Raw genomic sequence first — 25939 nt, forward strand, 5'->3', positions numbered from 1 at the left:
ATTTGCAGAAATAGGATGTTTATGTTGACTCATTTGGAAAAAATCGACAAAGCATTTGTGCAAAGGAGGGATGGAGCATGGCAATACTGGCTTCAATATGGTCCTATTTTTGGGCAGTGCTCACCGCTTTGCCGATTGTCGGTTTTGTTCTTGTATATGCAATCGCGTTTTTCGTCAAAAAGAATCATCATGACGCCTTAACATGGTCGATTACTATATCGAATGTTCTGCTTATTCGGGCAGTTGCTGCTGCGTACGGGGTGATATGGCCCAATGCGATGTCGGTTTGGCTGTGGATCGTCTTGTTATTTCTGGGCATCGCCTTACTGATCGGGTGGATGCAAATCAAGGTGCGCGGCAAGATATCGCTCTCTAAAATCGGTTTTTCGACGTGGCGTATCACGTTTGTCCTCTTTGGCTTAGCCTACATTATGCTTTTTAGTACCGGCATTTGGAAAAGTATGCAATTTGTTTAACGCGCCAAAAGATAGAAAAGAGAGGGAAAGAGGGTCGAATGCTATGCGCCTCCCAATTGAAATGATCGGCAATAAAATTCGCACGATTCGCAAGGAAAAAGGATTTACCCTGGAAAACATGGCCTCGAAAACAGGGCTGAGCAAAGGTTTGCTGAGCCAGGTGGAACGCGGGATTTCACAGCCGTCGCTCGATTCCTTGTGGAAGATCACCAAAGCACTTGAAGCCTCGATGGTCCATTTCTTTGAAGAGATCGACCAGAAGCACGTTCATGTGATCCGCAAGCAAAAACGCCGCCAACTGATGTTCCCTGATTCGGCGGGTACCTTCTCGCTCTTGTCTGCAAGCGGTGGTGCCAAGCTGGCGATGCTGGAAGTACGTCTGCAGCCCGGCGAGATTGTCAAAGAAACGCTCGTACAAACCGAAGGGGAAGAATGTCTGGCTATCATCTCCGGTACCGTTACCGCGCGTCTTGGGGAAGAGGAGTACATTTTAACCGAAGGCGACAGTTTGTACCTTGCCAGCACCCAATCCCATCAGATTGAAAATACGGGTGAAGTCGAGGCGACCATCATTTGGTCCGTCACCCCATCGCAACTGTAGCGCTCGCTTGTATGGCGGAAGCAAGAAGGCAACCCTACACTTTGGGTTGCCTTGTTTTTTCCCTAAATCGTTGTCTCGTGCTATAATCTTAAGTGACGGAAAAAAAGTAAGTAAGGAGCGTACCATGGAGATCGATTGTCTTTCGCTGCCAACCGCCAACCGGCTAATCGCCGATTATATCCAAGCGAGCCCGGAGGCTATGCGGTTTTTTTCTTATGCACCTTATGATGCCGAAGCTGCACGGCAGCGTCTAACCTGGTTGAAGGAGCGACGGTTTGCCCATCGTCAGCAGCTGGCAGATGGACTTTCTGCCTATAATCAGAGCATCGGCAACGATTCTGCGGCGCTTGCCAATATTGAATCACTACGAAACGAGAATACGTACGTCGTCATTGCAGGACAGCAAGCAGGCGTTTTGACAGGGCCGCTATACACGATTCACAAAGCGTTGAGTATCATTCATACGGCTAAAAGGCTGGAAGCTGAGCTTGGCGAAAAGGTTGTGCCTGTCTTTTGGATCGCCGGTGAAGATCATGACATCGAGGAGATCAATCACGTTTATGTTCCTCATGTGAGCGGGACACCAGGCAAGCTGAAGCTGTCGCTCGGCGTAAAAGGGAAGCGCTCCGCCAGCATGGTTGCGCTAAAAGCGGAGGCAGCGGATCGTTTTGTAAAAGAGTTTTTCGCTGCCCATCCAGAAACGGAGCATACGCAGCAATTGCGCGAATTGGTGGAGAGCACTCTGTCGCAAGCAGAGACAGTGGTGGAATGGTTTGCTCGGCTGATGACCCATTTATTTGGAAAGCATGGACTGATTTTGGTGGAATCCTCTTCGCCGTTTGTGCGCGAGCTGGAAAAACCGGTATTCCGCGCAATGATTGAACGAAACGATGAGGTTCAAAAGCTGTTGCTGTCGACGGAAAGCCAGCTGCGCGAGGTAGGGTATGCAGCACAGCTGGAATTGGATGAGCAATCTGCCCATCTTTTCATTTATGAGCATGACGAGCGGCTATTGCTAACACGCGATCGTGACGGTTTCCGCACAAAGGACGGACGGCATTTTTATACAGAGCAGCAATTACTGGAGCTGCTGGAAACATCACCTGAACGGTTTAGCGCCAATGTTGTGTCGCGTCCGCTTGCGCAAGAACACATTTTCCCGACGCTTGCATTTTTGGGCGGGCCCGGCGAGATCGGCTACTGGGCCTATTACAAATCGCTTTTCGCTGAACTGGGCATGGACCTGCCGCTGATCGTACCGCGTACGTCCATCACGTTGTTGGAAGGCTGTATCGAGCGCATCATGGGACAGCTGGAAATTTCGACAGAAACAGCTTTACGCGATTTCGCCACATGGAAGGCTGAATGGTGGGCTGGCTATCAGGAGCCGGAGCTGGTCAACCAGTTCGAAGTGGCACGCCAAGCCATCTTGGCCGCTTACCAGCCGCTGACGGAGCAGGTCGTCGCGTTTGACCCAGGCTTGCGGGAGTTGGCGAAGAAAAACACGGAACGATTGCTCGAACAGATTGCGTTTTTGGAGGATCGTGTCGGACGTTCCATTGAAAGCAGACATGAAGTGGCGATCCATCGTGTGACGCGATTGGAAAATGCCTTGGTACCATTGGGCAAGCCGCAAGAGCGGATTTGGTCGGTCTTTACCTACTTGAATTCACACGGACCGGATTTGATTGATCGGCTGTTGCAAGCGGAGTTTCCGTTTGACGGCACGCACAAGATTGCAGCGATCTAATGCATAGAAAAAGAGCGCCCCATTACAAGGAGCGCTCTTTTTTCATTTTCGTTTCCAAACCATGTACAAGATGAGGATGACGACTGGATACAGCGCTGACCACCCGAGAAACGGATAAAGCCCGAGCGTGACTATGAGCGAAATCCATGCGCTGATTCGGCCGAAACGATTTTGCTTCAGCAGTCGGACGCCGGCTAGACAACCGCCGATATAGGTGGCGAAAAAGGTAGCATTGGGCAGCTGGATCAATTGCGCAAGCGATACGGTTCCGCTCCACAGGACCGTGAGCACGATCAGAAAACAGAGGGTGAGAAAACCTAGCCCGCCGATCGGTGTCCGATATTTGGTGTGCAGGATGCCGAACCAGCGTGGCGCACTGCCTTCGTTTGCCAATGCATACGCGATCCGTGAAGCTGCGCCGACATAGGCGTTTGCTGTGGCGATGCAGATGAACAGTGCGGTGAAGCCGACGATCCACCCGCCGACAGGACCGAGAGAAAGCTGGATCATGACGGAGAGCGAAGCTTCTGATAGCCCGTTTCCGTAGCTGTGCGTCGCGACGGTAGCAAACGCGATGCCGAAATAAAGCAGCGCGACAAGACCGGCGCTCCAGACAACGCCGCGAATTGCATTTTTTTCAGGCTCGACGAATTCTTCCGATAAATGGGTGACAGCTTCCCAACCGATAAAGCACCAGAAAAGCAGTCCGGCCGCCTGAAACACGCTGAACCAGCCGTTTGGCGCAAATGGCGTGAAGTTGACCGCCGATGTGTGTGGCAGAGCAGCGATAATCGCAAGGATCAGAATTGCCAAAATCAAGGCGACGACAATGGTTTGTATTTTGCCCGCCACGTGCAAACCAACCCAGTTCATCACCAGCACCGCTAGCAAAATTAGGGCAGCGATACCGTATACCTGCAGATCGCTCAACTGAAACAGCACGGCGATATAGCGGGCGCCGGTGACAGCGAGGATCGGTGCACCGATTGGCACCGACAATAGGAAAAACCAGCCGACCAAATTGCCGAAGCGGTCCCCGTACGCTAGCCTGACAAAATGAGAGACACCGCCTGCGCTCGGATGTGAAGCGGATAAGAGTCCCATCGTCACCGCCATCGGAATGACCAAGAGTGACATGACCACCCAGGCGACGATGGAAGCCGGTCCGGCCATTTCGGCGGCGAGACCCGGGATCAGCAAAATGCCTGATCCAATGACAGCACCGATGTACAGGGAAACGATTTGTGGTAACGATAACGTTTTCTGCAGGGAAATGGGCTGTGCCTGTGCTTTTGACATAAGGAAAACCTTCTTTCGTCATACTGAGATTGTCGATTTCGTAAAAACATTGTAGCATGGGAAGTGGCATCGGAATTATCTATAATAATTGATTGATCGCATCATATATTTTGATGAGTGGTAGGGGAAGGAGAGGGTCGGATGGATACCCGCTATCTGCAAACGTTTCGGGAAGTGGCAAAATGGCAAAGCTTTACACGCGCTGCGGAAGTGTTGGGCTATGCGCAATCAAGCGTCACGACCCAAATCCAGATTGTGGAGTCTGAATTCGGTGTCTCGCTGTTTGAACGGTGGGGCCGCAAAATACGTTTGACGCGCGAAGGTGAAATTCTTCTAGGCTACAGCGAGCAAATGCTTTCTTTGCTCGAGGAAGCGCACGATCGGTTGCATCAGGAAGAGCAGCTGACGGGCACGCTAACGATAGGGACGGTCGAGTCGCTGGCGGCTTTTTTTCTCCCCCCTTATTTGCAGCTGCTGCGGCAGGAGCATCCGCAGGTTAAACTTCTGGTCGTCCCCGGCATCTGCAGCGATTTGCGCGTAGGAGTCCGAGAGGGAGCCTATGATTTTGCGCTGATTTTGGATCGGATTGTCGTTGAGCAAGACTTGCATTGTATCAACCTTGGAGAAGTGGAGCTGGTTGTCGTTGCAGCCCGTACCCACCCGTTATCCGCCGAGAAGCATGTGGATGCAAGCCAATTCGCCTCGCACAACTGGATTTTTACCGAAATGGGCTGCAGTTATCGGGCAATGATGGAGTCGGTTCTGCGAGATGCAGGGATTCGCGTCGATACGCCGCTTGAATTCGGCAGTCTGGAAGCGATCAAGCAGTGCGTCGCCTATGGTTTAGGTCTGGCGATTTTGCCGCGGATCGCGGTCGAGGACGAGCTGGAAAAGGGAAAACTCGCGGTGCTGCCTTTCTCACACCCGGACATCCGAGTCTATCGCCAACTGGTTTATCATCGGAAAAAAAAGCTTTCTGCCGGCATTCGTCGCTTTTTCGAACAACTTGCAAACAGTTCGGTCGACAAAGATGGTGAACAGGACGAAACGGTATGATAGAATAACAAGGAGAAAAAAGGAGGTATTTGCTAATGAACACGGTTTCGGAAAGTATTGTAAAAGACATGGCCCTTGCTCCCAACGGTCATTTGAAAATTGACTGGGTAAAAGAACATATGCCGGTGCTTAACCGCATTCGCGAACGTTTTGAAAAGGAAAAACCATTCGCTGGCCTGAAAGTGGCGATTTCCCTGCACTTGGAAGCGAAAACTGCTTACTTGGCAAAAGTTGTGCAAGCTGGTGGAGCAGAAGTGACGATCACGGGCTCGAACCCACTTTCTACACAAGATGATGTTTGCGCCGCACTGGTAGAGGACGGCATCCGCGTTTTCGCGAAATACAATCCATCTCCAGAAGAGTACAAGAGCCATCTGATTCATACGCTGGAAACTCGTCCTGACCTGATTATCGACGATGGCGGCGATCTGGTAACCATTCTACATAGCGAGCGCCCTGATCTTGCAACACAAGTGCGCGGTGGCGCAGAAGAAACGACAACTGGTATTCTGCGTCTGAAGGCTTTGGAAAAAGAAGGCAAACTGTCCTTCCCGATGGTAGCGGTAAACGATGCATACTGCAAATACTTGTTCGACAACCGTTATGGCACTGGCCAATCCGTTTGGGATGGTATCAACCGTACGACAAACCTGGTCGTTGCTGGTAAAGTTGTTGTTGTCGCTGGCTACGGCTGGTGCGGTAAAGGTGTGGCAATGCGTGCGAAAGGCCTCGGTGCGAAAGTTATCGTAACAGAAATCGATCCAATCAAATCGATCGAAGCGTACATGGATGGCTTCGAGGTGATGTCGATGGATGAAGCGGCGAAAGTCGGCGAATTCTTCGTTACTGTAACAGGCAACCGCGACGTAATTCGCAAAGAGCATTATGAAGTGATGAAAGATGGCGCGATCTTGTCCAACGCTGGACACTTCGATGTCGAAGTGAACAAGGTGGATCTGGAAGCTCTCTCGACGTCCAAGCGCGTGGTTCGCAAAGATATCGAAGAATATGTACTCACAGATGGTCGAAAAGTGTACCTTTTGGCAGAAGGCCGCCTGGTAAACCTGGCAGCAGGCGACGGCCACCCAGCAGAAATCATGGATATGACATTCGCGCTGCAAGCGGCTTCCCTGGAATTTGTGAACAAAAACTATGAAGCCATCGGCAAAAAAGTATTGAATGTTCCGCTCGAATTGGATCAAACCGTGGCGAGCTACAAACTGGAAGCATTGGGCATCAAAATCGACAAATTGTCAGATGAGCAAAAGGCATATCTGGACAGCTGGGTCGAATAGGTAAAAAGCTTGCAGGAATCTCTGCGAGAAAACCATCAAAACATGAGGAAAAAAACCTGCTTACAAACGCAGGTTTTTTTTTTATAATAGCAAATAGGTAGTTAAGTGGGGAAAAGTGGGGGAAAGTGGAGAGACCCTCGCGGAAAGTGGGGGACCGTGGGCGTGTTCATGGGTGAATTTCAACATAGCATCGATGAAAAAGGACGCTTGACGATCCCAGCTAAATTCCGTGAAGGACTTGGCGCTTCCTTCGTGATCACCCGCGGACTGGATCAATGCTTGTTCGTTTATCCCCTTGAAGAGTGGACCATCCTTTCGGAAAAACTGAAGACGCTCCCGTTTACCAAAGCGGATGCGCGCGCTTTTACGCGGTTTTTCTTTTCGGGTGCCACCGAATGCGAGTGGGACAAACAGGGTAGGGTAAACATACCAGCCAATCTACGCGAGCATGCAGCATTGGAAAAGGAATGCGTTGTAATTGGTGTCTCCAATCGGGTGGAAGTTTGGAGTGCACAAAAGTGGGGGACGTATTTTGAAGAATCGCAGGGTTCGTTCAGCACCATTGCCGAGAGCCTCGTAGATTTTGATCTGTAGAAGTGTTTTTAAAGGAGGACATACATCGTTGTTCCATCATATAACGGTTTTAAAAGAAGAAGCAGTTCAAGGACTGAACATCCGACCAGATGGAATCTATGTGGATTGTACGCTGGGAGGAGCGGGTCACAGCGCTTCCATCGCATCCCAATTGGGAGAAGGCGGCCGGTTGATTGCCATCGATCAGGATGAGACGGCATTGGCGAATGCGCGGGAGAAGCTCGCGTCCTATGGTGACCGTGTCACTTTGGTCAAAAGCAACTTCCGTCATGTGAAGCAAGTGATCGAGGACTTGGGGTTGCCTGGAGTAGACGGTGTCTTGTTTGACCTAGGCGTTTCTTCTCCACAGCTTGATGTGGGGGAGCGGGGGTTTAGTTATAACGAGGATGCGTTGCTTGACATGCGGATGGATTTGCAAGCGCCATTAACGGCGCACGAAATCGTGAATGAGTGGGACGAGGCAGAAATCGCCCGGATTATTTGGGTGTACGGGGAAGAGAAATTTTCCCGCAAGATTGCCCGGAAAATCATTCAGGAGCGGGAAAAAGCGCCGATTGAGACGACAGGCCAGCTCGTTGAAATCATTAAAGAAGCAATCCCTGCTCCTGCAAGACGGACAGGCCCTCATCCGGCAAAGCGCACGTTTCAGGCGATTCGCATTGCAGTCAACGATGAGCTTGAGGCATTTGAGGAAGCTGTAGCTGATGCGGTGGCCATTTTGAATCCACGCGGACGCGTATCTGTCATCACCTTTCATTCATTGGAAGATCGCATCTGCAAGCAAGTGTTTCAGCAGTTGGCACAAGGCTGCATTTGTCCGCCTGACTTCCCGCAGTGCGGTTGCGGACGCACGCCTGTCATCAAGCTGATCACGCGCAAACCAATCGTGCCAAGCGAAAGTGAGCTGGAAATGAACCCACGTTCCCGCTCAGCCAAGCTGCGTGTCGCGGAAAAAGTGTAAAAAAAGAGTAGGGGGGAGAATCGGTGAGCTATTATTATCGCGGCAATCTGGCCGTTGAATTGGAGCCACAGCGCAATACGTACAAGAAGCAGCAGCGTCGGATTAAAGTGAGATCCTCTTTACCCACAAAAGAAAAGTTGCTGTATCTGTTTTTCATCAGCGTCCTGGTAGTGGGTGTCGGGTATATCGGTCATCGGTACATCCTGATTTCTCAATACAATTATCAAATTCAAAACTTGAAAGAAGACATCGCCAAAGTGCAGGAGAGTAACGCGGCGACCCAGCTGAAAATCAACCAGATGAACAGCCGCGAGCGGATTTATGATGCCGCGCTGCAAATGGGCATGGTTTCAGCTCCCGATGCAGTTCATGTGATCGGGGGAGCGAACGTCGGAGCTCCTGCCCAATCCGTCAAATCAAATTAGGACGATTACCCCATTGGATGACTGGGGTAATTTTTTTGTACAGATAAGTGCAACCGCGGCTCCGCTTACAAAAGCTTGGAGCAGCCACGAATAGGGAATGGTGAGGTGAGGAAGCTTGGATTTCAAACGAAGGGCGAATGCGCGCATCTTGCTGATGGGGCTGTGCTTCCTGCTCGTATTCGGTGTCCTGACCGGCAGGCTGTGGTGGCTCCAGTCTGTCGATGCCGCTTGGATCATGCAGAAGGGCAGCAACCAGTGGGAACGCGAAAAAGTGCTGCAGCCAAAACGCGGGTCGATATTGGATCGGAACGGGCAAGTGCTGGCGTATGAGGGAAAAGCGTATACGGTGACAGCTAACCTTCAGCCGCGCAATGAGAAGGAAAAATCGTGGGTTGGCGACAACTACGTTCGCGATCCGTTTGGCACTGCACAAAAGCTGGCTCCTATCCTCGGTTCTTCTGTCGATTCGCTGACGAAAGCGATGACGCAGACGTATGACGCAGAAGGCAAGCCGCTAAAGTTTTACGTCAACCTCGGGCGTGAAGCCTCGAAGATTACGGAGGAACAGAAGGCGCAGATTTTGGCGCTGCAGCATCCGAAAGACGCGTATGGCAAAGAAGTCAAGGAAAATCAGCTGCCAGGCATTTCGCTGACAGAGACAACGCGACGCTACTATCCGAACAATTCTCTCGCATCACATGTACTTGGCTATTTGAACTACGAGGGCAACAAAGCGGAGATGGGCATCGAGAAGCAGTTTGATGAAGAGCTGCGCGGCGAATCCGGTGAATTACAGTTCATGAAGGATGGCGCGGGCTTCCCGCTGCCGGATGGACAAATTACATACAGCCCGGCGAAAGACGGCCAAAACGTCGTGCTGACAATCGACCAGCAGATACAGGAGTACGTCGAGCAGGCATTGGACAAAGCCAATAGCGAGTTCAAGCCTCAGCATATGACCGTTCTGGTTACTGATCCGAAAACGGGTGAAGTGCTGGCAATGGGGGACCGTCCGGATTTTAATCCGAATGAATATTGGGGGATCACCAACTATTTGAACTTGGCCATCAGCTTCCCGTTTGAGCCAGGGTCTACGTTTAAAATCATTACATTGGCTGCTGCGATTCAGGAAGGTGTGTACCATGGTGAGGAGAAGTACGCGTCAGGTTCCTACCGCAAAATTAAAGGTAAGCCGATCAATGACCATAACAACGGTCTCGGTTGGGGGAACATCACCTTTGCCGAAGGGGTTCAGCGTTCGTCCAACGTGGCCTTCGTCATTTTGGGTTACGAACGGCTGAAACAGGAGCTGTTGACCAAATACTTCCATGATTTTGGTATTGGCCAGCTGACCAATATCGATTTGCCAAGCGAAACGAAAGGGATCATGCGCGACCTCAGTCACCCCAGATCCGAACGTGACGTCGCGGTTACGACGTTCGGTCAAGGTGTGGCGGTTACCGCGATCCAGCAGGCAGCGGCAGTTGGTGCGGTGGCAAACGGCGGGGAGTTGCTCCGCCCGCGCATAGTAAAAGAACTGCGCGATCCGCATACCGGCGAAGTTACCGAGAAGTTCGAGCGCGTGGTTGTCAGAAGAGTCGTGTCCGAGCAAACCGCTAAGCAAGCGCGCGACATTCTCGAGACGGTTATTACCGGTGACCACGGTACAGGGAAAATATTTGATCTCAAAGGCTACCATGTTGCCGGTAAGACGGGGACTGCCCAGAAATACGACGAGAAAACAGGGAAAATCATGGAGGGGCACTACATTGTCTCCTTTATCGGTTTCGCCCCGAAAGATAACCCGCGTCTGCTCGTATACGTTGTCGTCGACGATCCGACGACCGACATGTATTACGGCGAGATGGGGAGAAAAATCTTGGCTCCGATCTTTAACTCGGTCATGGAGCAGAGCTTGCGCTACCTCCAGCAGCAGCCGGACTTGAAGGAGCTGGACCAACAGGCCGCAAAAGCTGTGCAAAAGTCGTCAAAGACATCCAGCGATGCCGTTGCGCAGTCGGCCCCGGTTCAGGAAGTAAGCATGCCGCAGCTGAGTGGTTCGACCACCTCGGTTGGCAGCATGATGGCGAAGCAGCTCGGTCTTGTGCCGAAGGTGCTGGGCACTGGGACCAAGATCGTCCGCCAGATTCCATCTGAGCAGGAAAAGGTAATGTCCGGAACGGAGGTTTATTTGGTGACGGACCGTTTGACCGATGTCAAGCTGCCTGATTTCACGGGCAAATCGCTGCGGGAGGTCATGGAATTCGCCTCCTTGCTCAAGCTCAATGTGATCCCGACCGGCTCTGGCTATGTCAGGTCACAGAATATCGCGCCTGGAACGGCCGTGACAGGTAAGGAAACACTGTCAGTCACGCTTTCGCCAGACCCGTCGCCGCCCGAGTAGGATCGCTTTTCGACGTTCTAACAAGCCCCTCCCACGAATAAAGTGTTGTAGCAGACAACCTATTCGCTGGGAGGGGTTTTTCGTGCGGGTTTCCAACGCGACCGTGCGCCGACGCATCTTTATCGCAATGATTATCGGAATCGTTTTGTATACGGCACTGATTACGAGACTTGGCTACGTACAGCTGGTGCTTGGGCCGTCGCTTAGGGATAAGGCGGAAAATTTGCTGCAGCGCAACATCCCGTTTGAGCCGATGCGGGGTGAAATACTGGACCGCAATGGTGAAGCGCTTGTCACGAACATCAGCGTGCCATCCGTGTGGGCGATTCCTGCCCAGATCAAGCAACCGGAGGAGACGGCACGTCAGCTCGCGACGATACTGGGTGTCAAGCAAGAGGATGTGTTTACGGCCATCACAAAAAGGGCGATCAACAACCGCGTTCCGGGCGGACGAAAAATTTCGGCGGAAAAGGCGAATCAAATCCAGGCGCTCGGCCTGCCGGGGATCCAGGTAGCGGAAGATTCGGAGCGGTTTTATCCGTACGGGGCGATGGCTGCGCATGTTTTGGGCTTTACCGGCATAGATAATCAAGGGCTTACCGGATTGGAAAAAATATATGATGCATTCTTAAAAGGGACACCGGGGCATGTATCGTTTCCGACGGATGCGAGTGGACGGGTCATGCCCGGCGAATCGGAAAAATATGTGCCTGCGCAAAACGGCATGAACATGTACCTGACGCTCGATAACCACATACAATCATTTATTGAGCGTGAGCTGGATCAGGCAATGGTGGCGTACCAGGCGACAGACGCGCTGGCGATCGCGATGAATCCGAAGACGGGCGAAATTTTGGGGATGTCCAGTAGGCCCACTTTCAATCCGGAAGATTATCGCGATTACCCGTCGGAAGTGTACAACCGCAACTTGCCGATTTGGAAAACGTATGAGCCGGGGTCTACTTTCAAGATCGTTACCTTGGCTGCGGCTCTGAATGAAGGCGTCGTCAACTTGAATGAAGGCTTTTACGATCCGGGTTATATCAATGTGGCAGGGGCCCGGTTGCGCTGCTGGAAACGTCAGGGGCATGGGCAGGAAACGATGCTGGAGGTTGTGGAAAACTCTTGCAACCCGGGCTTTGTCACCATGGGGCAGCGTTTGCAGAAAGAACGTCTTTTCGATTACATCAAAAAATTTGGCTTTGGACAAAAAACCGGAATCGACCTGTTAGGCGAAGAGAATGGTTTGTTGTTCAATTTGAAAAAAGTGGGGCCGGTTGAGCTGGGGACGACCTCATTCGGGCAAGGGGTTTCGGTCACGCCGATCCAGCAGATGGCGGCCGTCGCCGCTGCGATCAATGGCGGTCATCTGATGAAGCCGTATGTGGCGATGGAATGGCGCGACAGCGTAACGAACGACATCATCGGTCGGACACAGCCGCAGGAAGTGCGGCAAGTCATAACGGAGGAAACGTCCGCCAAGGTTCGCTATGCACTTGAAAGCGTCGTAGCACAAGGATCAGGACGAAATGCCTATATTGATGGATATCGTGTAGGGGGGAAAACCGGTACCGCGCAAAAAGTGAAAAACGGCCGCTACATGGACGGGGAGTACATCGTGTCCTTTATCGGGTTCGCGCCTGCAAACGACCCGCAGGTCATTGTCTACGTGGCCATCGACAATCCAAAGGCGCTCGCCTTCGGGGGATTGATCGCAGCGCCGACGGTTCGCGGCATCCTAGAATCGACGCTCGCCTATCTCAAGGTACCGAAGCAAAAAGACGGTATTCCACGCGAATCGCAATATGGCGACAAAAAATATATGGAAGTCCCGAATTTGACGGGTCTGAGCTTGCAGGAAATCGGTCAATCGTACTATGCGATGCCGATCGAGGTCGACGGACAAGGCAAATACGTGGTGAAACAAGCGCCAGCAGCAGGGACCAAGATCGAAGAGGGGCAAAAGGTACGAATCTATCTGGGTGACAAATCGAGCAATTAGCAGTACAATCTACCTTTGGATAGAAAGTACATGCGATGGGCAAAACCACGTTGAAAAGCGAGCGCTTTTGTCTATAATAGGGAAAGAATGGGGTGCCTGATATGAAACTTACGGATCTGCTATCTTCTTTACTGCCAGTACGCGTGAAAGGAGATTCCAACATAGATATCACTGGTTTGACAGCAGATTCCCGAAAAGTGAAACCAGGAGACATGTTTATTTGTCTTACCGGCTTTACGGTTGATGGACATGAGTATGCGGCGAAAGCGCTGGAGTTGGGCGCAGCCTGCATCTTGGCGGAAAAAGACTTGCCGCTAGAAGGAAACGTTGTGGTGGTGCCGGATACGCGCCGCGCGATGGCCCAGCTTGCCAATCGCTTTTACATGTCGCCGACATCTGAACTGAAGCTGATTGGTGTTACGGGAACGAACGGAAAGACAACGACAACGCATTTGATAGACAAGATTTTGCAGGATCAGCAGAAAAAAACCGGCCTGATCGGCACGATTCACATGCGCATCGGTGACACCTATGAAGAAATCAAAAATACGACGCCTGATGTGCTCGATCTCCAGCGCAGCTTCCGGCGCATGAGGGATCTGGATACGGAATATGCGATTATTGAAGTGTCTTCCCACGCGCTCGACATTGGCCGAGTGCGTGGTTGTGACGTACATACGGCGGTATTCACGAACTTGACTCGCGACCATCTCGATTACCATGAGACGATGGATAACTACAAGCATGCGAAATCGCTGCTGTTCGCACAACTCGGCAACGGCTATGACACCAACCGTGTAAAAACTGCGGTGCTGAATGCAGACGACCCTGCGTCCGAAATGTTTGCACGTGTTACACCGGCGAGAGTCATTCGGTACGGGATCGATCAAGAAGCGGATGTGCGCGCGACAGGAATTCGTATTACGGCAAAAGGAACCAGCTTCATGATGGAGACTTTTGCAGGCAATCTGGAGTTCAACCTGAAGCTGATGGGCAAGTTCAATGTATACAACACATTGGCAGCCACAGCAGTCGCGTTAGCGGAAGGCATCTCACTCGAATCGATCAAGGCCAGCTTGGAAGAAGTGGCGGGTGTGGACGGACGTTTTGAGGCGGTGGATGCAGGACAATCGTTCACTGTAGTCGTTGACTATTCGCATACGCCCGACAGCCTGGAAAACGCGCTTGTCACCATCAAGGAATTTGCCAAAGGCCGGATCTTCTGCATCGTCGGCTGCGGCGGCGACCGAGACAGGACAAAACGCCCAATTATGGCGCAGATTGCAACAAAATATGCCGACATGAGCGTCTTAACATCTGACAATCCACGTTCCGAGGAACCGGAAGCGATTCTCGCAGACATGGTCGCGGGGCTTGCCGATACGCCAAATGACCGCTATATAAGCATTGCGGATCGGCGCGAAGCAATCGCACATGCCGTCTCCTTGGCCGACGGACAGGATGTCATTCTCATTGCCGGAAAAGGGCATGAGACATACCAAATCATCAAAGATCAAGTATTGTCGTTTGATGACCGCCTGGTAGCAAAAGAGGCCATTGAAAAGAAGCTTGCCACATAACGTGTGATGCATCGAAGAAAGGAGGGTAGGGCATGCCCTTTGACAATGTCCTCATCATAACCATTATTGCAGCATTTTTAATCTCCGTCCTGATCGGACCTCTCTTTATTCCGGTGCTTCGCCGGATGAAGTTTGGCCAGAGCATCAGGGAAGAGGGACCGAAATCTCACCAGAAAAAGGCGGGTACCCCGACAATGGGCGGGACGATCATTTTGCTCGCGCTCGCTTTCACCGTATTGAAATTCGCAAACCTGACTAAGGAAGTCGTGTTCCTCTTGCTGGTTACGTTTGGATACGGACTTATCGGATTTTTGGATGACTACATCAAGATCAGTAAAAAACGCAATCTCGGTTTGACAGCCAAACAAAAGTTTGCGGGACAGATCCTGCTTGCCATCATTGCGTATGCATTGCTCTTGTATATGGGCTTCGACACGTCTCTGCATCTCCCAGGTACAGGATGGAAGATTGAACTGGGCTTCCTCTACTTCCCGTTTCTTTTGTTCCTGTTGGTTGGTACGACCAATGCGGTGAACATCACGGACGGACTCGACGGCCTGCTCGCCGGAACCGGGGCGATTGCCTTCGGAGCGTATGCGATCATTGCTTCTGTGCTTACGAAGCCGGATACAGCGACGTTCAGTGCGGCTGTAGTCGGTGCGGTCCTCGGCTTCCTAGTTTTCAATGCGCATCCTGCGCGCGTGTTCATGGGCGATACGGGCTCTCTGGGATTGGGAGGGGCCTTGGCCGGAGTCGCGATCATTACAAAGACAGAGCTGCTCTTGGCAGTGGTCGGCGGTGTGTTCGTGGTCGAAACCATCTCTGTCATTATGCAGGTGATCTCCTTTAAAACAAGAGGAAAACGGATTTTCCGTATGAGCCCGCTGCATCACCATTTTGAACTGACCGGTTGGTCCGAGTGGCGCGTAGTCGTTACGTTCTGGCTGGTGGGAATGGTGTTTGCCGGACTGGGTGTTTATTTGGGAGTGGTGAGCTAACATGAAACCGATGGAAATCTATCAAGATCGACAAGTTGTTGTGCTTGGCCTCGCAAAAAGCGGTGTAGCGGTTGCAAAACTGCTGCACCGCTTTGGTGCGCATGTCACAGTAAATGATAAAAAGCCTCGCGAACAATCGGTGGGTGTGGAAGAACTGGAAGCTCTCGGCATTCGCGTGATCACCGGCGGACACCCGGATGACTTGATTCATGAAGAAATCGCGCTCGTCGTCAAAAATCCGGGCATCCCGTATGAGGCTCCACCGATCCAGCAGGCGCAGGGGCTTGGTATCCCGGTCGTGACTGAGGTGGAAGTGGCCTCTTGGCTTCTTCGTGCCCCAGTCATCGGCATCACAGGGTCAAATGGCAAAACAACCACAACGACACTGGTTGGCTTGATTATGCAAGAAGCCGGTCTTTCGCCGATTGTGGCCGGAAATATCGGCACGCCTTTGAGCGAAATTGCCGAAGGCGCAGAAGCAAACCAATGGATTGTCGCAGAGCTGAGCAGCTTTCAACTGATGGGCACGAAAACATTCCGTCCGCGGATTGGCGCACTTTTGAACATATACCCGGCACATCTCGATTACCACCATACGATGGACGAATACGTGTCGGCCAAAGCCAAGCTGTTCGCCAATCAAACACAAGATGATTATGCAATCCTGCCGTTCGATCAACCGACAACACGAGAAAAAGTGGAACCGGTAAACGGGCGCGCGTATTATTTCAGCCACACAAGCGATGTGCCAAGAGGTGTATGCGTACGTGAAGGGAAAGTCGTCTTCGTTGATGGAGAAATGGAAGAGACCGTGATGGAACGATCGGAACTGTCGTTGCCCGGCGAGCATAACCTTGAGAATGCGCTCGCCGCGATTCTGATCAGCAAGCTGGCAGGTGCAGATGCCGCTTCCATGCGTAAGGTGTTGACCACCTTCCACGGAGTAGAGCACCGGCTGGAAAGAGTATTGGACATCAGTGGCGTCCGTTATTACAATGACTCCAAAGCAACAAACCCGCAAGCTGCGACGAAATCGATCGAAACCTTTTCCGAGCCGATTGTGCTGATTGCCGGAGGGCTTGATCGCGGGATTGATTTTAAAGAGCTGGTCCCTGTTCTTGGGCGGAATGTGAAAGCATTGGTCGCATACGGCCAAACGGCCTCGATCCTACTGGAACGTGCGGAGGAAGCGGGGATTAGCTTGAAGGCGCATGCCGATACTGTGGAAAAGGCGGTTGAGATCGCTGCACAGTATGCGTCGCCTGGAGACGTGGTACTGCTTAGCCCCGCTTGTGCGAGCTGGGATATGTTTCCTTCTTTTGAGGTGCGCGGAAGCATCTTTAAGGACGCTGTGCATAGACTAAAACAAGCCTAGCATAAACGTCTTTGAAAGGATGACTTTGCGATGAGCAAGGTAAGAACGTCTCCTGATTTTGTTATCATCGCGACTACGCTCTGCTTGCTTGGCATCGGCATCGTAATGGTTTACAGCGCAAGCGCCGTGTTCGCACAGAACACGTTTCAAGATGCGTACTACTTCACGAAGCGGCAATTGATTTTTGCGGTACTCGGCCTGACTTCCATGTACCTAATGATGAACATCGATTATTGGGTTTGGAAAAAGTGGGCGAAGCCCGGGTTTTTGATCAGCATTTTTTTGCTAGTGCTGGTATTGATCATCGGGCGGGAAGTTAACGGCTCTAAAAGCTGGCTCGGCCTTGGCTCATTCGGGATCCAGCCGGGCGAGTTCGCCAAGTTTGGCGTTGCCGCGTTTCTCGCAGCGTGGCTGTCTGATAATCAGAAAATGATCGTGCTGTTCAATCGCGGGCTAATGCCTGCGCTGGCGATTCCCGTCGCCTGCTTTGGGCTGATTATGCTGCAGCCTGACCTCGGGACCGGCACCGTGCTGATTGGGACCGCCGTGCTGATGATTTTTACGGCTGGCGCGAGGGTAAGCCATTTTGTGGCGCTCGGGCTGATTGGACTGGCTGGCTTTGTCGGGCTGGTGCTTTCAGCGCCTTATCGGATGGCGCGAATAACGGCATTTCTTGATCCGTGGTCCGACCCGCTCGGAGCGGGCTACCAAATCATTCAGTCGCTGTATGCGATCGGCCCCGGTGGCGTCTTGGGACTAGGGCTTGGGGGAAGCCGGCAAAAATTCTCCTATCTGCCTGAGCCGTACAATGACTTCATTTTCTCCATTGTGGCGGAAGAGTTGGGCTTTATCGGCGGAACGCTTATCCTCCTGCTATTCCTGCTGCTATTGTGGCGCGGCATGAGGGTAGCGATTACGGCGCCTGATCTGTTCGGCAACCTGCTCGCCTTAGGCATCATCAGCATGCTGGGGATTCAGGTTGTCATCAATGTGGGCGTTGTCACCGGGATGTTTCCGGTTACGGGTATTACCTTGCCGTTCCTCAGCTATGGCGGCTCATCGCTGACCCTGATGCTGACGGGAATTGGCGTCTTACTAAATATCTCGCGCTTTTCGCGTTAAAAAAAGGTGATTTTCATGCGCATTGTCTTAACCGGTGGAGGAACCGGCGGACACATTTATCCAGCGCTTGCGGTTGCAAAAGAAATTTTGCGAAAAGAGCCGCAAGCGACCTTTTTGTATATAGGCAGTGGAAAAGGACTTGAAGCCGACATCGTGCCGCGCGCCGGGATCCAGTTCGAAGCGATTGAAATCGCAGGCTTCAAGCGGAAGCTTTCGTTTGAAAATGTACGCACGGTCTGGAAGTTTATCCGGGCAGTGTCGCGCTCGAAGGAGCTTTTGCGTAAGTTCAAGCCGGATGTGGTGATCGGTACGGGCGGTTACGTATGCGGGCCGGTCGTCTATGCGGCGGCGCAACTTGGCATCCGCACGATGATCCATGAGCAAAATGTCGTGCCGGGATTGGCCAACAACTTCCTGTCGCGCTATGTCACGAACGTGGCCGTTTCATTCCAAGATTCGTTCGCTCACTTTCCGAAAGCCAAGACGGTGTTCACCGGCAATCCTTGCGCAACGCAAGTGCTCCAGGGCAATGCGGAGGCAGGGAAAAAATCGCTCGGCATTGCGCCGGACAAGCGGCTTGTTCTGATTTTTTCCGGAAGTAGGGGAGCGCGGGCCATCAACGAAACGACGCTCGCTATTTTGCCGGACATACACCAATATCCCGGCCATCATTTCGTCTACGTCACGGGTGAGGTCCATTACGAAAACATCGCAAAGCAATTGGAGAGCATCGGGAAGCCGACAAACTTGACAGTGATGCCGTATGCGCATAACATGCCGGACCTTTTGGCGGCGTCCGATGTGGTGATCGCGCGTGCAGGGGCTTCTACGCTGGCGGAACTGACGGCACTTGGCATACCATCGATATTGATCCCTTCTCCATACGTCACGAATAACCATCAAGAAAAAAATGCGCGGGGGTTGGAGAGCGCAGGAGCAGCGATTGTGATTACCGAACGCGAGTTAAACAAAGAAAAGCTTCAGGAAGCTTTGCATCAAATCATCGTCGATCGCGATCACAATCAAGAAATGCGCAAGAGCGCTCTCGCGTTGGGAATGCCGGACGCTGCGGAGCGGATTTACCGGCTTCTGTCAACGGGCCAGGCGCTCTAAACTCCTTATAGGCTGCTGTCACGTCGCTCTAGGCGTTAGCATAGTATGTGAGCAAAGACGTGAACAGACTGGTCCGAACTAGCATTTGTGTTAGGAGGTTCATTATGCAGCATTATGCAAGCATCGCAGAGGAATTAAAGGAAGCAGGGGTCGGAAAAGTATGGCTTGATGAACCTCTCGCCAATCATACAACCTGGCGAATCGGGGGACCGGCAGATTTGCTGATCCAACCAAAGGATAAAGAATCACTCATTTTTGCTGTGCAAACGATCCATCGTCACAATATTCCTTGGAGTGTGATTGGGCGCGGTTCCAACCTTCTAGTGAGGGATGGAGGGATTCGCGGGGCCGTGCTAAAAGTGGCTGAGGGCTTAAGTCACTGTGAGTTCAGGGGCGAAGAGGTGCGTGTGGGTGCTGGGTATTCCATGGTCCGCCTGACGGTGGAAGCAGGCAAAATGGGTTTCACTGGTTTGGAGTTTGCAGGAGGCATTCCCGGTTCGGTAGGGGGCGCCGTTTACATGAATGCAGGGGCACACGGGTCTGAACTGTCACGAATTCTTAAAGAAGCCGAAATCCTCTTTGAAGATGGCGAAACAGCGGTATTGACGAACGAGCAGCTGCAGTTTGCCTATCGCACGTCCCTTTTGCAAAAACGGAAAGGAGTTGTGCTGGAAGCGGTCTTTTCGTTAAAACCCGGAGACCGCAAGCAAATTGCTGCGACATTGGCTACGTTCAAAGACCGCAGGCGGCAGACGCAACCGTTAAACATGCCATGCGCCGGAAGCGTATTCCGTAATCCTCCAGGCGATCATGCAGGACGCTTGGTGCAAGCAGCGGGATTAAAAGGGTACCAGTACGGCGGCGCACAAGTTTCTCAGTTACATGCCAACTTTATCGTCAATCGAGGAGGCGCTACGGCAACCGACGTCCTCACCTTGATGGAGCATGTACGACAAACGGTTTTGGAAAAATTCGGTGTCGATTTGCATCCTGAAGTATTGGTGGTGGGCGAGGGGTAACTCGGAGGTGAAAGTTTGGAGACTTTTACTATCGAAGGCGGTAAACCTCTGTCAGGTTCACTACGCATTCAAGGCGCAAAAAACGCTGCCCTTCCTATTCTAGCGGCTGCCGTTTTGGCAGAAGGGCAATTTCATATTTATGATGTTCCCCACCTGAAGGATATTGAAGTGATGCAAAAAATCCTGACTGATTTGGGAGCAACATTGAATCATAGCGATGGCTGCGTCTCACTTGATACAACTTCCATTTCTCATTCCCATGTACCTGATGACTTGATGGGACAGATGCGCTCTTCGATTTTTTTAATGGGTCCTTTACTGGCACGCTTTGGCGAAGTTACAGTATCTCGCCCTGGTGGGTGCGCAATCGGGGAACGCCGAATTGATTTGCATCTTGCCGGATTAACCGCGCTAGGAGCCAAAATAGTTGAAGCGGAAGGGTATATTACATTCCGCGCGAAGCAATTGCGCGGGGCGAATATTTTTCTGTCGTTCCCATCCGTTGGAGCGACGGAAAATATTATGATGGCTGCGGCTACCGCAAAGGGCACGACGCGCATCTGTAATGCCGCAAGGGAACCGGAAATCGTAGATTTGCAAAACTTCCTGAATGCAATGGGGGCACGGGTGCGTGGCGCCGGAACGGATACCATTGAAATCGATGGAATTCCGCGCCTGCGGCCGGTTAGCTACCGAGTGATTCCCGACCGGATCGTCACCGGCACGCATTTATTGGCGGTAGGCGTGACGCAAGGGCACATCGAGCTGACAAATACCATTCCGGAGCATTTAACTGCCTTAATTCAAATCGCCAGAAGTTGTGGTGTTGAAATCAAAAGTCGCCATGATATAATGGAAATCAAATGTACGAGTAGGCCGCGCGCGATTGATCGAATCATCACGGCGCCATTCCCAGGATTTCCAACGGATTTGCAAGCTCAGCTGATGGTTTTCCTGTCGCTGGCGCGAGGGACCAGCGTACTAAAAGAAACCGTTTTTGAGGGAAGATTCAAACATGTAAATGAATTGGCACGAATGGGAGCATCGATCCACGTTGATCTCGGCTCCGCGTTTATCCGGGGTGTTGGTCGTTTGACCGGGGCTTCGGTTGAAGCGACGGATCTCCGTGCAGGTGCGGCTCTTGTCATTGCAGGCTTGGCGGCGGAGGGGAAAACCATCGTCGAACAAATCCACCACATCGACAGAGGATATGAGCGATTGGATGCGCAGTTTCAACAATTAGGCGCTGAAATGTCACGCTTAACCATATAATGCATCGTTTGATCTGGGGAAAAGCGGCAGAAAGAGTGCCGCTTTTCCCGATTTTACTACCTATACATAATGGGTCGGAGGGGTGGATGTGCAGCAGTACGAGGAAGAACGCATTCCACAGATTAAGAAACAGCAGCCTAAGCGAAAGGCAAACCGAAAGCTATTGACATTGCTGACCGTGTTTTTTCTTGCGATTTTGATTGTGCTATTCGTCCGTTCGCCATACAGCAAGGTGACTTTAATTCAGGTTAATGGCAATGAGATATACGACTCACAGCAAGTGATCACCGCCTCTGGCTTGACGATCGGCATGCAGTTTTTAAATGTGTGGCAATCAAGCGTGCAAGAAGGCGTCGCGCAGCTTCCAGGCGTGAAGGAAGTGACGGTCGAACGTCATTTTCCCGGCGTGATCCTCTTGAATGTGGTGGAGCATCGACGCGTTGCGTTCTATTTCTCGCCCGATGGCAAGCAATCGCTTCTTTTGGATAATGGGCAGGTTCTTCCCGAGCCACGACCTGGTGAACGGGTGGTGGACAGGCCTCTCGTCCGGTCCTGGAACTCGCAGCCGCTCCTGGTTTCACTGGCCAAGTCACTCTCGCAGCTGCCGGTTGCCCTGCTTGCGGAAATATCCGACATCTCGCTGACGCCGACTGCCTTTGACAAGGAACGGATCACCATGTACATGCGTGACGGTAATGAAGTGAGGACGATCATACACATGATCGAATCCCGTCTCCCATGGTATCCATCTATTGCCAAAGAGCTGCCGAAAGATGAAAAAGGCGTCGTATTCATGCTGGAAAGCACGTGGTTCAGCAAATATGGCAGCGTACCGCCAGCAACCGACCCGACACAGGGCCAAACTGAGGGAACCGACCAAAACGGCCAGACGCAAATGGGGCAAGACCAGCAAACAACCCAAACGCCAGGACAAACCCAGTCTGACGGACAGAGCAGCCAGTCGGGCCAGTCGAACCAACCCAGCGGTCAGACAAATCAGTCAAGCGATCAATCGAACAGGTCAAACGGGCAAAGCGGGACGACCGATTCCAACGGACAAGCCAACACGCAGCAGCAGTCCTCGCAAACGAAGATCAATTTTGAGTGAAGCAAAGGAGCAGCGTCGCAATGAAAGTGCGAAAGTTTCACGTGTATTTAACATTCGTAACCATCTGCACTGGGTTTTTGATCGCGTATTCCATCGAGCTGACTCAACTGCGTACGCAAGCGCGGCAAAATGACCAGCAGGTGCAGCAAGAAACCCAGCTGACAGAGCGGATCATTGCGGAAAAGGAACAAAACCGCAAGCTTGAGCAGCAGATGATCGACCTTCAACGCCAGGTGGCGAAGCGCGAGGAAGCGATGGCGAAGCGCCAATCGGCGGCAGCTAATATCTTGGGTCAGCTTGAAGCAGCGCGGATGATGGCTGGTGTTGTTCCCGTTCAGGGGCCGGGACTGGTCGTCACCTTGAAAGACAACCAAAATGCGGCAAGTTCACGCGACATCAGCAATTATATCGTCCATGAGCAAGATGTGCGTCTGGTGGTCAATGAGCTGCGCGCGGCGGGAGCAGAGGCGATCAGTATCAACGGCCAGCGACTTGTCGCCAATTCTGCGATTCGCTGTGTCGGGCCGACAATCATCGTCAACGGGATCAAGTCGGCGGCGCCATTTGTCATCACCGCGATCGGGGAACCAATCACGCTTGACAGTGCCCTGAATTTGCCTGGAGGAGTTCTGCAGACGCTTGATGAATTTGTACACATTGAGGTGGCGAAGAAGGATATGGTGCAGTTGCCCGCATTTGTCGGCGACAGCAAGCTGAAGAACAACGCCTCATAGTCTGCAGGGAGGCTACACCAATCCGGGAGTAACAGATGACAATTGGATGTAAAAGAAAAGGTGGTACGTATTTTCTAGGAGAAAAGGTGCAAAGAGGATGTTGGGGAAAAACCGCAAAATTACGTTTATTCTGACACTTATCAGTGCTATTATTGGAATTATGCTGGCGACACAGTTGCAAAGCAGCATAAATCCAATAAAAAAAGAGTCTAGGAGCATAAACGATCTCCGTATTACGCTGCAAAAGGAACTGGAAAAACGCAAAAACCTTTTGGCCGACACGTCCAAATACGATCAGCTGCTCTATCAGTACGAAACATCCATGACGGAGGGCGAAAGCATCAGCGTCATGAAAGAGGAGCTGGCCCGTGCTCGAAATTTGGCTGGTATGGTTAGTGTGGAAGGGGAAGGCATCGTCGTCAAGATCACGGATCGCGTGGTCGACACGATGACACCTCCGCCACCGGATGCAATCGACCCCCATGGTCCGCCGCTTGTCATAGATGAAGATTTGCGCTGGTTGGTCAATGTGCTGTTTTCCAACGGAGCAAAAGCTGTATCTATCAATGGCAATCGCCTGATTTCGACGAGCTCCATCCGCAATGTCGGCGAAGATATTCAAGTCGATACACGGACGATCAAGCCGCCATACGAAATTAAGGCGCTCGGCGACCCAGATGGTCTGATATCCGGTTTGAAGCTGGAAGGTGTCGATTCCAATTTCCAGTTAGCCAACAAAACGGTTGTGTTGGAAAAAGAAGAGAAGCTGATGATTCCCGCTTTTACGGGAGCACGGACGATCCAACATATGAAACCAGTCAATGTAAAAGGAGAATCGTAAAACATGTGGCTTCCGGTGCTTGGCCTTATCGTAGGGGTGACAGTAGGCTTTTTGCTGGATTTGCGTGTCCCGCAAGAATACAGCAGCTATTTGTCGATTGCACTCCTCGCAGGATTGGACACCATCTTTGGCGGGGTTCGGTCCTATCTTGAACGAATGTTTAACGTTCGCATCTTTATGTCCGGATTTTTTTTCAACACACTGTTTGCCGCGGGCCTTGCTTTTCTTGGTGCTTTTTTGGGAATTGACCTGTACATGGCGGCCATTGTTGCGTTCGGCGTGCGCTTGTTTAACAATTTGGCGGTAATCCGACGAATCATACTGTCCAAGTGGTTGAATCAACAAGAGTAAAAACGCTTAGGAAAAAGGTCATTTTTTTAAAAAAGTTGGAAAAAAAAAAGGGAATTGATTTCCCGTGTTGAATAGTGTAACCGAGTGTTCTCACTTTAAGAAGATATTAGATGTAGTGCAAGGGAGGTGTCACAGGTTTGGTGAGTGGTCACAGTGAACTCGTTGTCAGCTTAGATATAGGGACGTCCAAAGTTCGCATCATCATCGGGGAGATCAACAACGGGGCGATCAACATCATTGGTGTGGGACAAGCCCACTCTGAAGGAATCAAAAAAGGAGCTATCGTCGATATTGACCAAACTGTGCATGCCATCCGGGAAGCTGTCGAACATGCAGAACGAATGGTAGGCGTATCCATACATGAGGTATTTGTCGGGATCACCGGCAACCATATCGAATTGCATGAAACGCATGGTGTCGTTGCCGTTTCCAGCGACGATCGAGAAATCAGAGAAGATGATATTCTACGGGTAATCCAGGCGGCGAAAGTCGTTGCAATTCCGCCTGATCGCGAAATTATTGAAGTAGTGCCGAAGGAGTACATCGTCGATGGACAGGGGAGTATCAAAGACCCTAGAGGAATGATCGGCGTCCGTTTGGAAATGGAAGGAACAATTGTTTCCGGCTCGAAAACAGTCGTTCACAATATCGTACGTTGCGTAGAGAAAGCAAGCTTACGTGTGGCAGGAATCTTTTTGCAGCCGCTCGCAGCAAGCAGTGTGGCACTGAGCAAAGATGACAAGAACATGGGTGTAGCTCTTGTCGACATCGGTGCAGGCTCTACGACGATTGGTGTATTTGAACAGGGACAACTGGTCGAAACGACCGTGATTGGTATTGGGGGAGACCACATTACCAACGATATCGCTCTTGGATTGCGCACGAATACGGAAGCGGCGGAAAGAACCAAAACGAAACATGGCTGCGCTTTGATCGATGATGCATCTGATGATGTCAAATTTAAGGTAACCCGCATCGGCAGTGAAGTGGAGAAGCAGTTTACCCAAGTTGATTTGGCAACGATTATCGAACCGCGCGCAGCGGAGATTTTCCAAATCGTCGAGGATACGATCTACAAGCTCGGATTCGGCGACGAACTGGCAGGCGGTTTGGTTCTTACAGGCGGTTCTGTCTCGATGCCGGGCATGCTCGAGCTAGCAAAGGAAGAGCTGGATATGCCTGTGCGGGTAGCGATTCCTGATTACATCGGGGTTCGCGATCCTGCCTATACGACAGGCGTCGGCTTGATCCAATACGCGCTGCTGCGCATGGAACGCAAACCTGTCAAGGTGGGGTCCACTGCGAAAAGCGCTCCAAAACCGAGTCCAGTCAAACAGGCGAAAGACGGCCCTGGCTTGATCGATAAGGTGAAAAACTGGTTTAGCGAATTTATTTAATCACCGACAATTCATTTGACTGCATGCGGTCAGCGAGTTTGTCACCGATAAGAGGGATTAAAAACGGGAATGACCGTTTTTGAAGACGGTTGAGATCGCGTAAGCCTAAAAGCCCCCCGCTGGCTGTGCAACCACGGGTCAAGGATGCTTTTGATCATAAGACTCA

At 51.6% G+C, this 25939-nt stretch carries 23 protein-coding genes; 22 read left to right on the plus strand and 1 reads right to left on the minus strand.

The window, feature by feature from the left end; translation table 11 throughout:
• Window positions 1-77: 77 nt before the first annotated feature.
• From EDM56_RS05940 to bshC, 3 genes are all read left to right on the plus strand, one after another.
• Window positions 78-476: a DUF3397 family protein gene (locus tag EDM56_RS05940; RefSeq protein WP_122916977.1), complete on the plus strand. Its 399-nt coding sequence runs from the start codon at window positions 78-80 to the stop codon at window positions 474-476.
• Window positions 477-519: 43 nt separating this feature from the next.
• Window positions 520-1077 (plus strand): helix-turn-helix domain-containing protein, encoded by a 558-nt coding sequence (locus tag EDM56_RS05945; protein WP_122916978.1) that lies wholly within the window; start codon window positions 520-522, stop codon window positions 1075-1077.
• A gap of 124 nt (window positions 1078-1201) precedes the next feature.
• Window positions 1202-2827, plus strand: a complete 1626-nt coding sequence (bshC, locus tag EDM56_RS05950) for a bacillithiol biosynthesis cysteine-adding enzyme BshC (RefSeq protein WP_122916979.1) — start codon at window positions 1202-1204, stop codon at window positions 2825-2827.
• A gap of 42 nt (window positions 2828-2869) precedes the next feature.
• Here the strand turns inward: bshC and EDM56_RS05955 are convergent, their stop codons facing one another.
• Window positions 2870-4126, minus strand: coding sequence for an APC family permease (locus EDM56_RS05955; RefSeq protein ID WP_122916980.1), 1257 nt, complete (start codon window positions 4124-4126; stop codon window positions 2870-2872).
• A gap of 141 nt (window positions 4127-4267) precedes the next feature.
• Between EDM56_RS05955 and EDM56_RS05960 the strand changes: the two genes are divergently transcribed.
• The 19 genes from EDM56_RS05960 (at window position 4268) to ftsA (ending at window position 25773) form a co-directional block, all read left to right on the plus strand.
• Entirely contained in the window at window positions 4268-5182 is a 915-nt protein-coding gene (locus EDM56_RS05960) for a LysR family transcriptional regulator (protein ID WP_122916981.1), read from the plus strand.
• A gap of 35 nt (window positions 5183-5217) precedes the next feature.
• Window positions 5218-6477, plus strand: a complete 1260-nt coding sequence (locus tag EDM56_RS05965; protein ID WP_122916982.1) for an adenosylhomocysteinase — start codon at window positions 5218-5220, stop codon at window positions 6475-6477.
• A 162-nt stretch (window positions 6478-6639) separates the two neighbouring features.
• Window positions 6640-7071, plus strand: coding sequence for a division/cell wall cluster transcriptional repressor MraZ (mraZ, locus tag EDM56_RS05970; RefSeq protein WP_122916983.1), 432 nt, complete (start codon window positions 6640-6642; stop codon window positions 7069-7071).
• Window positions 7072-7099: 28 nt separating this feature from the next.
• Entirely contained in the window at window positions 7100-8032 is a 933-nt protein-coding gene (rsmH, locus tag EDM56_RS05975) for a 16S rRNA (cytosine(1402)-N(4))-methyltransferase RsmH (protein WP_122916984.1), read from the plus strand.
• Window positions 8033-8055: 23 nt separating this feature from the next.
• Window positions 8056-8457 (plus strand): cell division protein FtsL, encoded by a 402-nt coding sequence (locus tag EDM56_RS05980; protein ID WP_122916985.1) that lies wholly within the window; start codon window positions 8056-8058, stop codon window positions 8455-8457.
• A 115-nt stretch (window positions 8458-8572) separates the two neighbouring features.
• Window positions 8573-10861, plus strand: coding sequence for a penicillin-binding protein (locus EDM56_RS05985; protein ID WP_122916986.1), 2289 nt, complete (start codon window positions 8573-8575; stop codon window positions 10859-10861).
• An 82-nt stretch (window positions 10862-10943) separates the two neighbouring features.
• A complete protein-coding gene (locus EDM56_RS05990) occupies window positions 10944-12863 on the plus strand; it encodes a stage V sporulation protein D (RefSeq protein WP_122916987.1) in 1920 nt (639 codons plus the stop codon).
• A gap of 101 nt (window positions 12864-12964) precedes the next feature.
• On the plus strand, window positions 12965-14443 hold the full coding sequence (locus EDM56_RS05995) for a UDP-N-acetylmuramoyl-L-alanyl-D-glutamate--2,6-diaminopimelate ligase (RefSeq protein ID WP_122916988.1): 1479 nt from the start codon (window positions 12965-12967) through the stop codon (window positions 14441-14443).
• Between the two features lie 32 nt (window positions 14444-14475).
• Window positions 14476-15441: a phospho-N-acetylmuramoyl-pentapeptide-transferase gene (gene mraY / locus EDM56_RS06000; protein WP_122916989.1), complete on the plus strand. Its 966-nt coding sequence runs from the start codon at window positions 14476-14478 to the stop codon at window positions 15439-15441.
• Window positions 15442-15451: 10 nt separating this feature from the next.
• Window positions 15452-16816 carry a UDP-N-acetylmuramoyl-L-alanine--D-glutamate ligase gene (murD, locus tag EDM56_RS06005; protein WP_122917156.1) on the plus strand — a complete coding sequence of 455 codons (1365 nt, stop codon included), beginning with the start codon at window positions 15452-15454 and terminating at the stop codon, window positions 16814-16816.
• Between the two features lie 30 nt (window positions 16817-16846).
• Window positions 16847-17938, plus strand: coding sequence for a stage V sporulation protein E (spoVE, locus tag EDM56_RS06010; protein WP_122916990.1), 1092 nt, complete (start codon window positions 16847-16849; stop codon window positions 17936-17938).
• Between the two features lie 15 nt (window positions 17939-17953).
• A complete protein-coding gene (gene murG / locus EDM56_RS06015) occupies window positions 17954-19051 on the plus strand; it encodes an undecaprenyldiphospho-muramoylpentapeptide beta-N-acetylglucosaminyltransferase (protein ID WP_122916991.1) in 1098 nt (365 codons plus the stop codon).
• Window positions 19052-19155: 104 nt separating this feature from the next.
• Window positions 19156-20070 (plus strand): UDP-N-acetylmuramate dehydrogenase, encoded by a 915-nt coding sequence (murB, locus tag EDM56_RS06020; protein ID WP_122916992.1) that lies wholly within the window; start codon window positions 19156-19158, stop codon window positions 20068-20070.
• 15 nt (window positions 20071-20085) lie between these two features.
• On the plus strand, window positions 20086-21342 hold the full coding sequence (gene murA / locus EDM56_RS06025) for a UDP-N-acetylglucosamine 1-carboxyvinyltransferase (protein ID WP_122916993.1): 1257 nt from the start codon (window positions 20086-20088) through the stop codon (window positions 21340-21342).
• Between the two features lie 88 nt (window positions 21343-21430).
• Entirely contained in the window at window positions 21431-22450 is a 1020-nt protein-coding gene (locus EDM56_RS06030) for a cell division protein FtsQ/DivIB (RefSeq protein WP_122916994.1), read from the plus strand.
• Window positions 22451-22470: 20 nt separating this feature from the next.
• Window positions 22471-23184 (plus strand): DUF881 domain-containing protein, encoded by a 714-nt coding sequence (locus EDM56_RS06035; protein ID WP_122916995.1) that lies wholly within the window; start codon window positions 22471-22473, stop codon window positions 23182-23184.
• Window positions 23185-23281: 97 nt separating this feature from the next.
• Window positions 23282-24025 (plus strand): DUF881 domain-containing protein, encoded by a 744-nt coding sequence (locus EDM56_RS06040; RefSeq protein ID WP_122916996.1) that lies wholly within the window; start codon window positions 23282-23284, stop codon window positions 24023-24025.
• A 3-nt stretch (window positions 24026-24028) separates the two neighbouring features.
• Window positions 24029-24376 (plus strand): small basic family protein, encoded by a 348-nt coding sequence (locus tag EDM56_RS06045; protein WP_122916997.1) that lies wholly within the window; start codon window positions 24029-24031, stop codon window positions 24374-24376.
• Window positions 24377-24513: 137 nt separating this feature from the next.
• Complete coding sequence (gene ftsA / locus EDM56_RS06050) at window positions 24514-25773, plus strand: cell division protein FtsA (RefSeq protein WP_122916998.1); 1260 nt, start codon at window positions 24514-24516, stop codon at window positions 25771-25773.
• Window positions 25774-25939: the final 166 nt, after the last annotated feature.

The sequence above is a fragment of the Brevibacillus fluminis genome (genome assembly GCF_003710825.1).
Lineage (GTDB): Bacteria > Bacillota > Bacilli > Brevibacillales > Brevibacillaceae > Brevibacillus_D > Brevibacillus_D fluminis.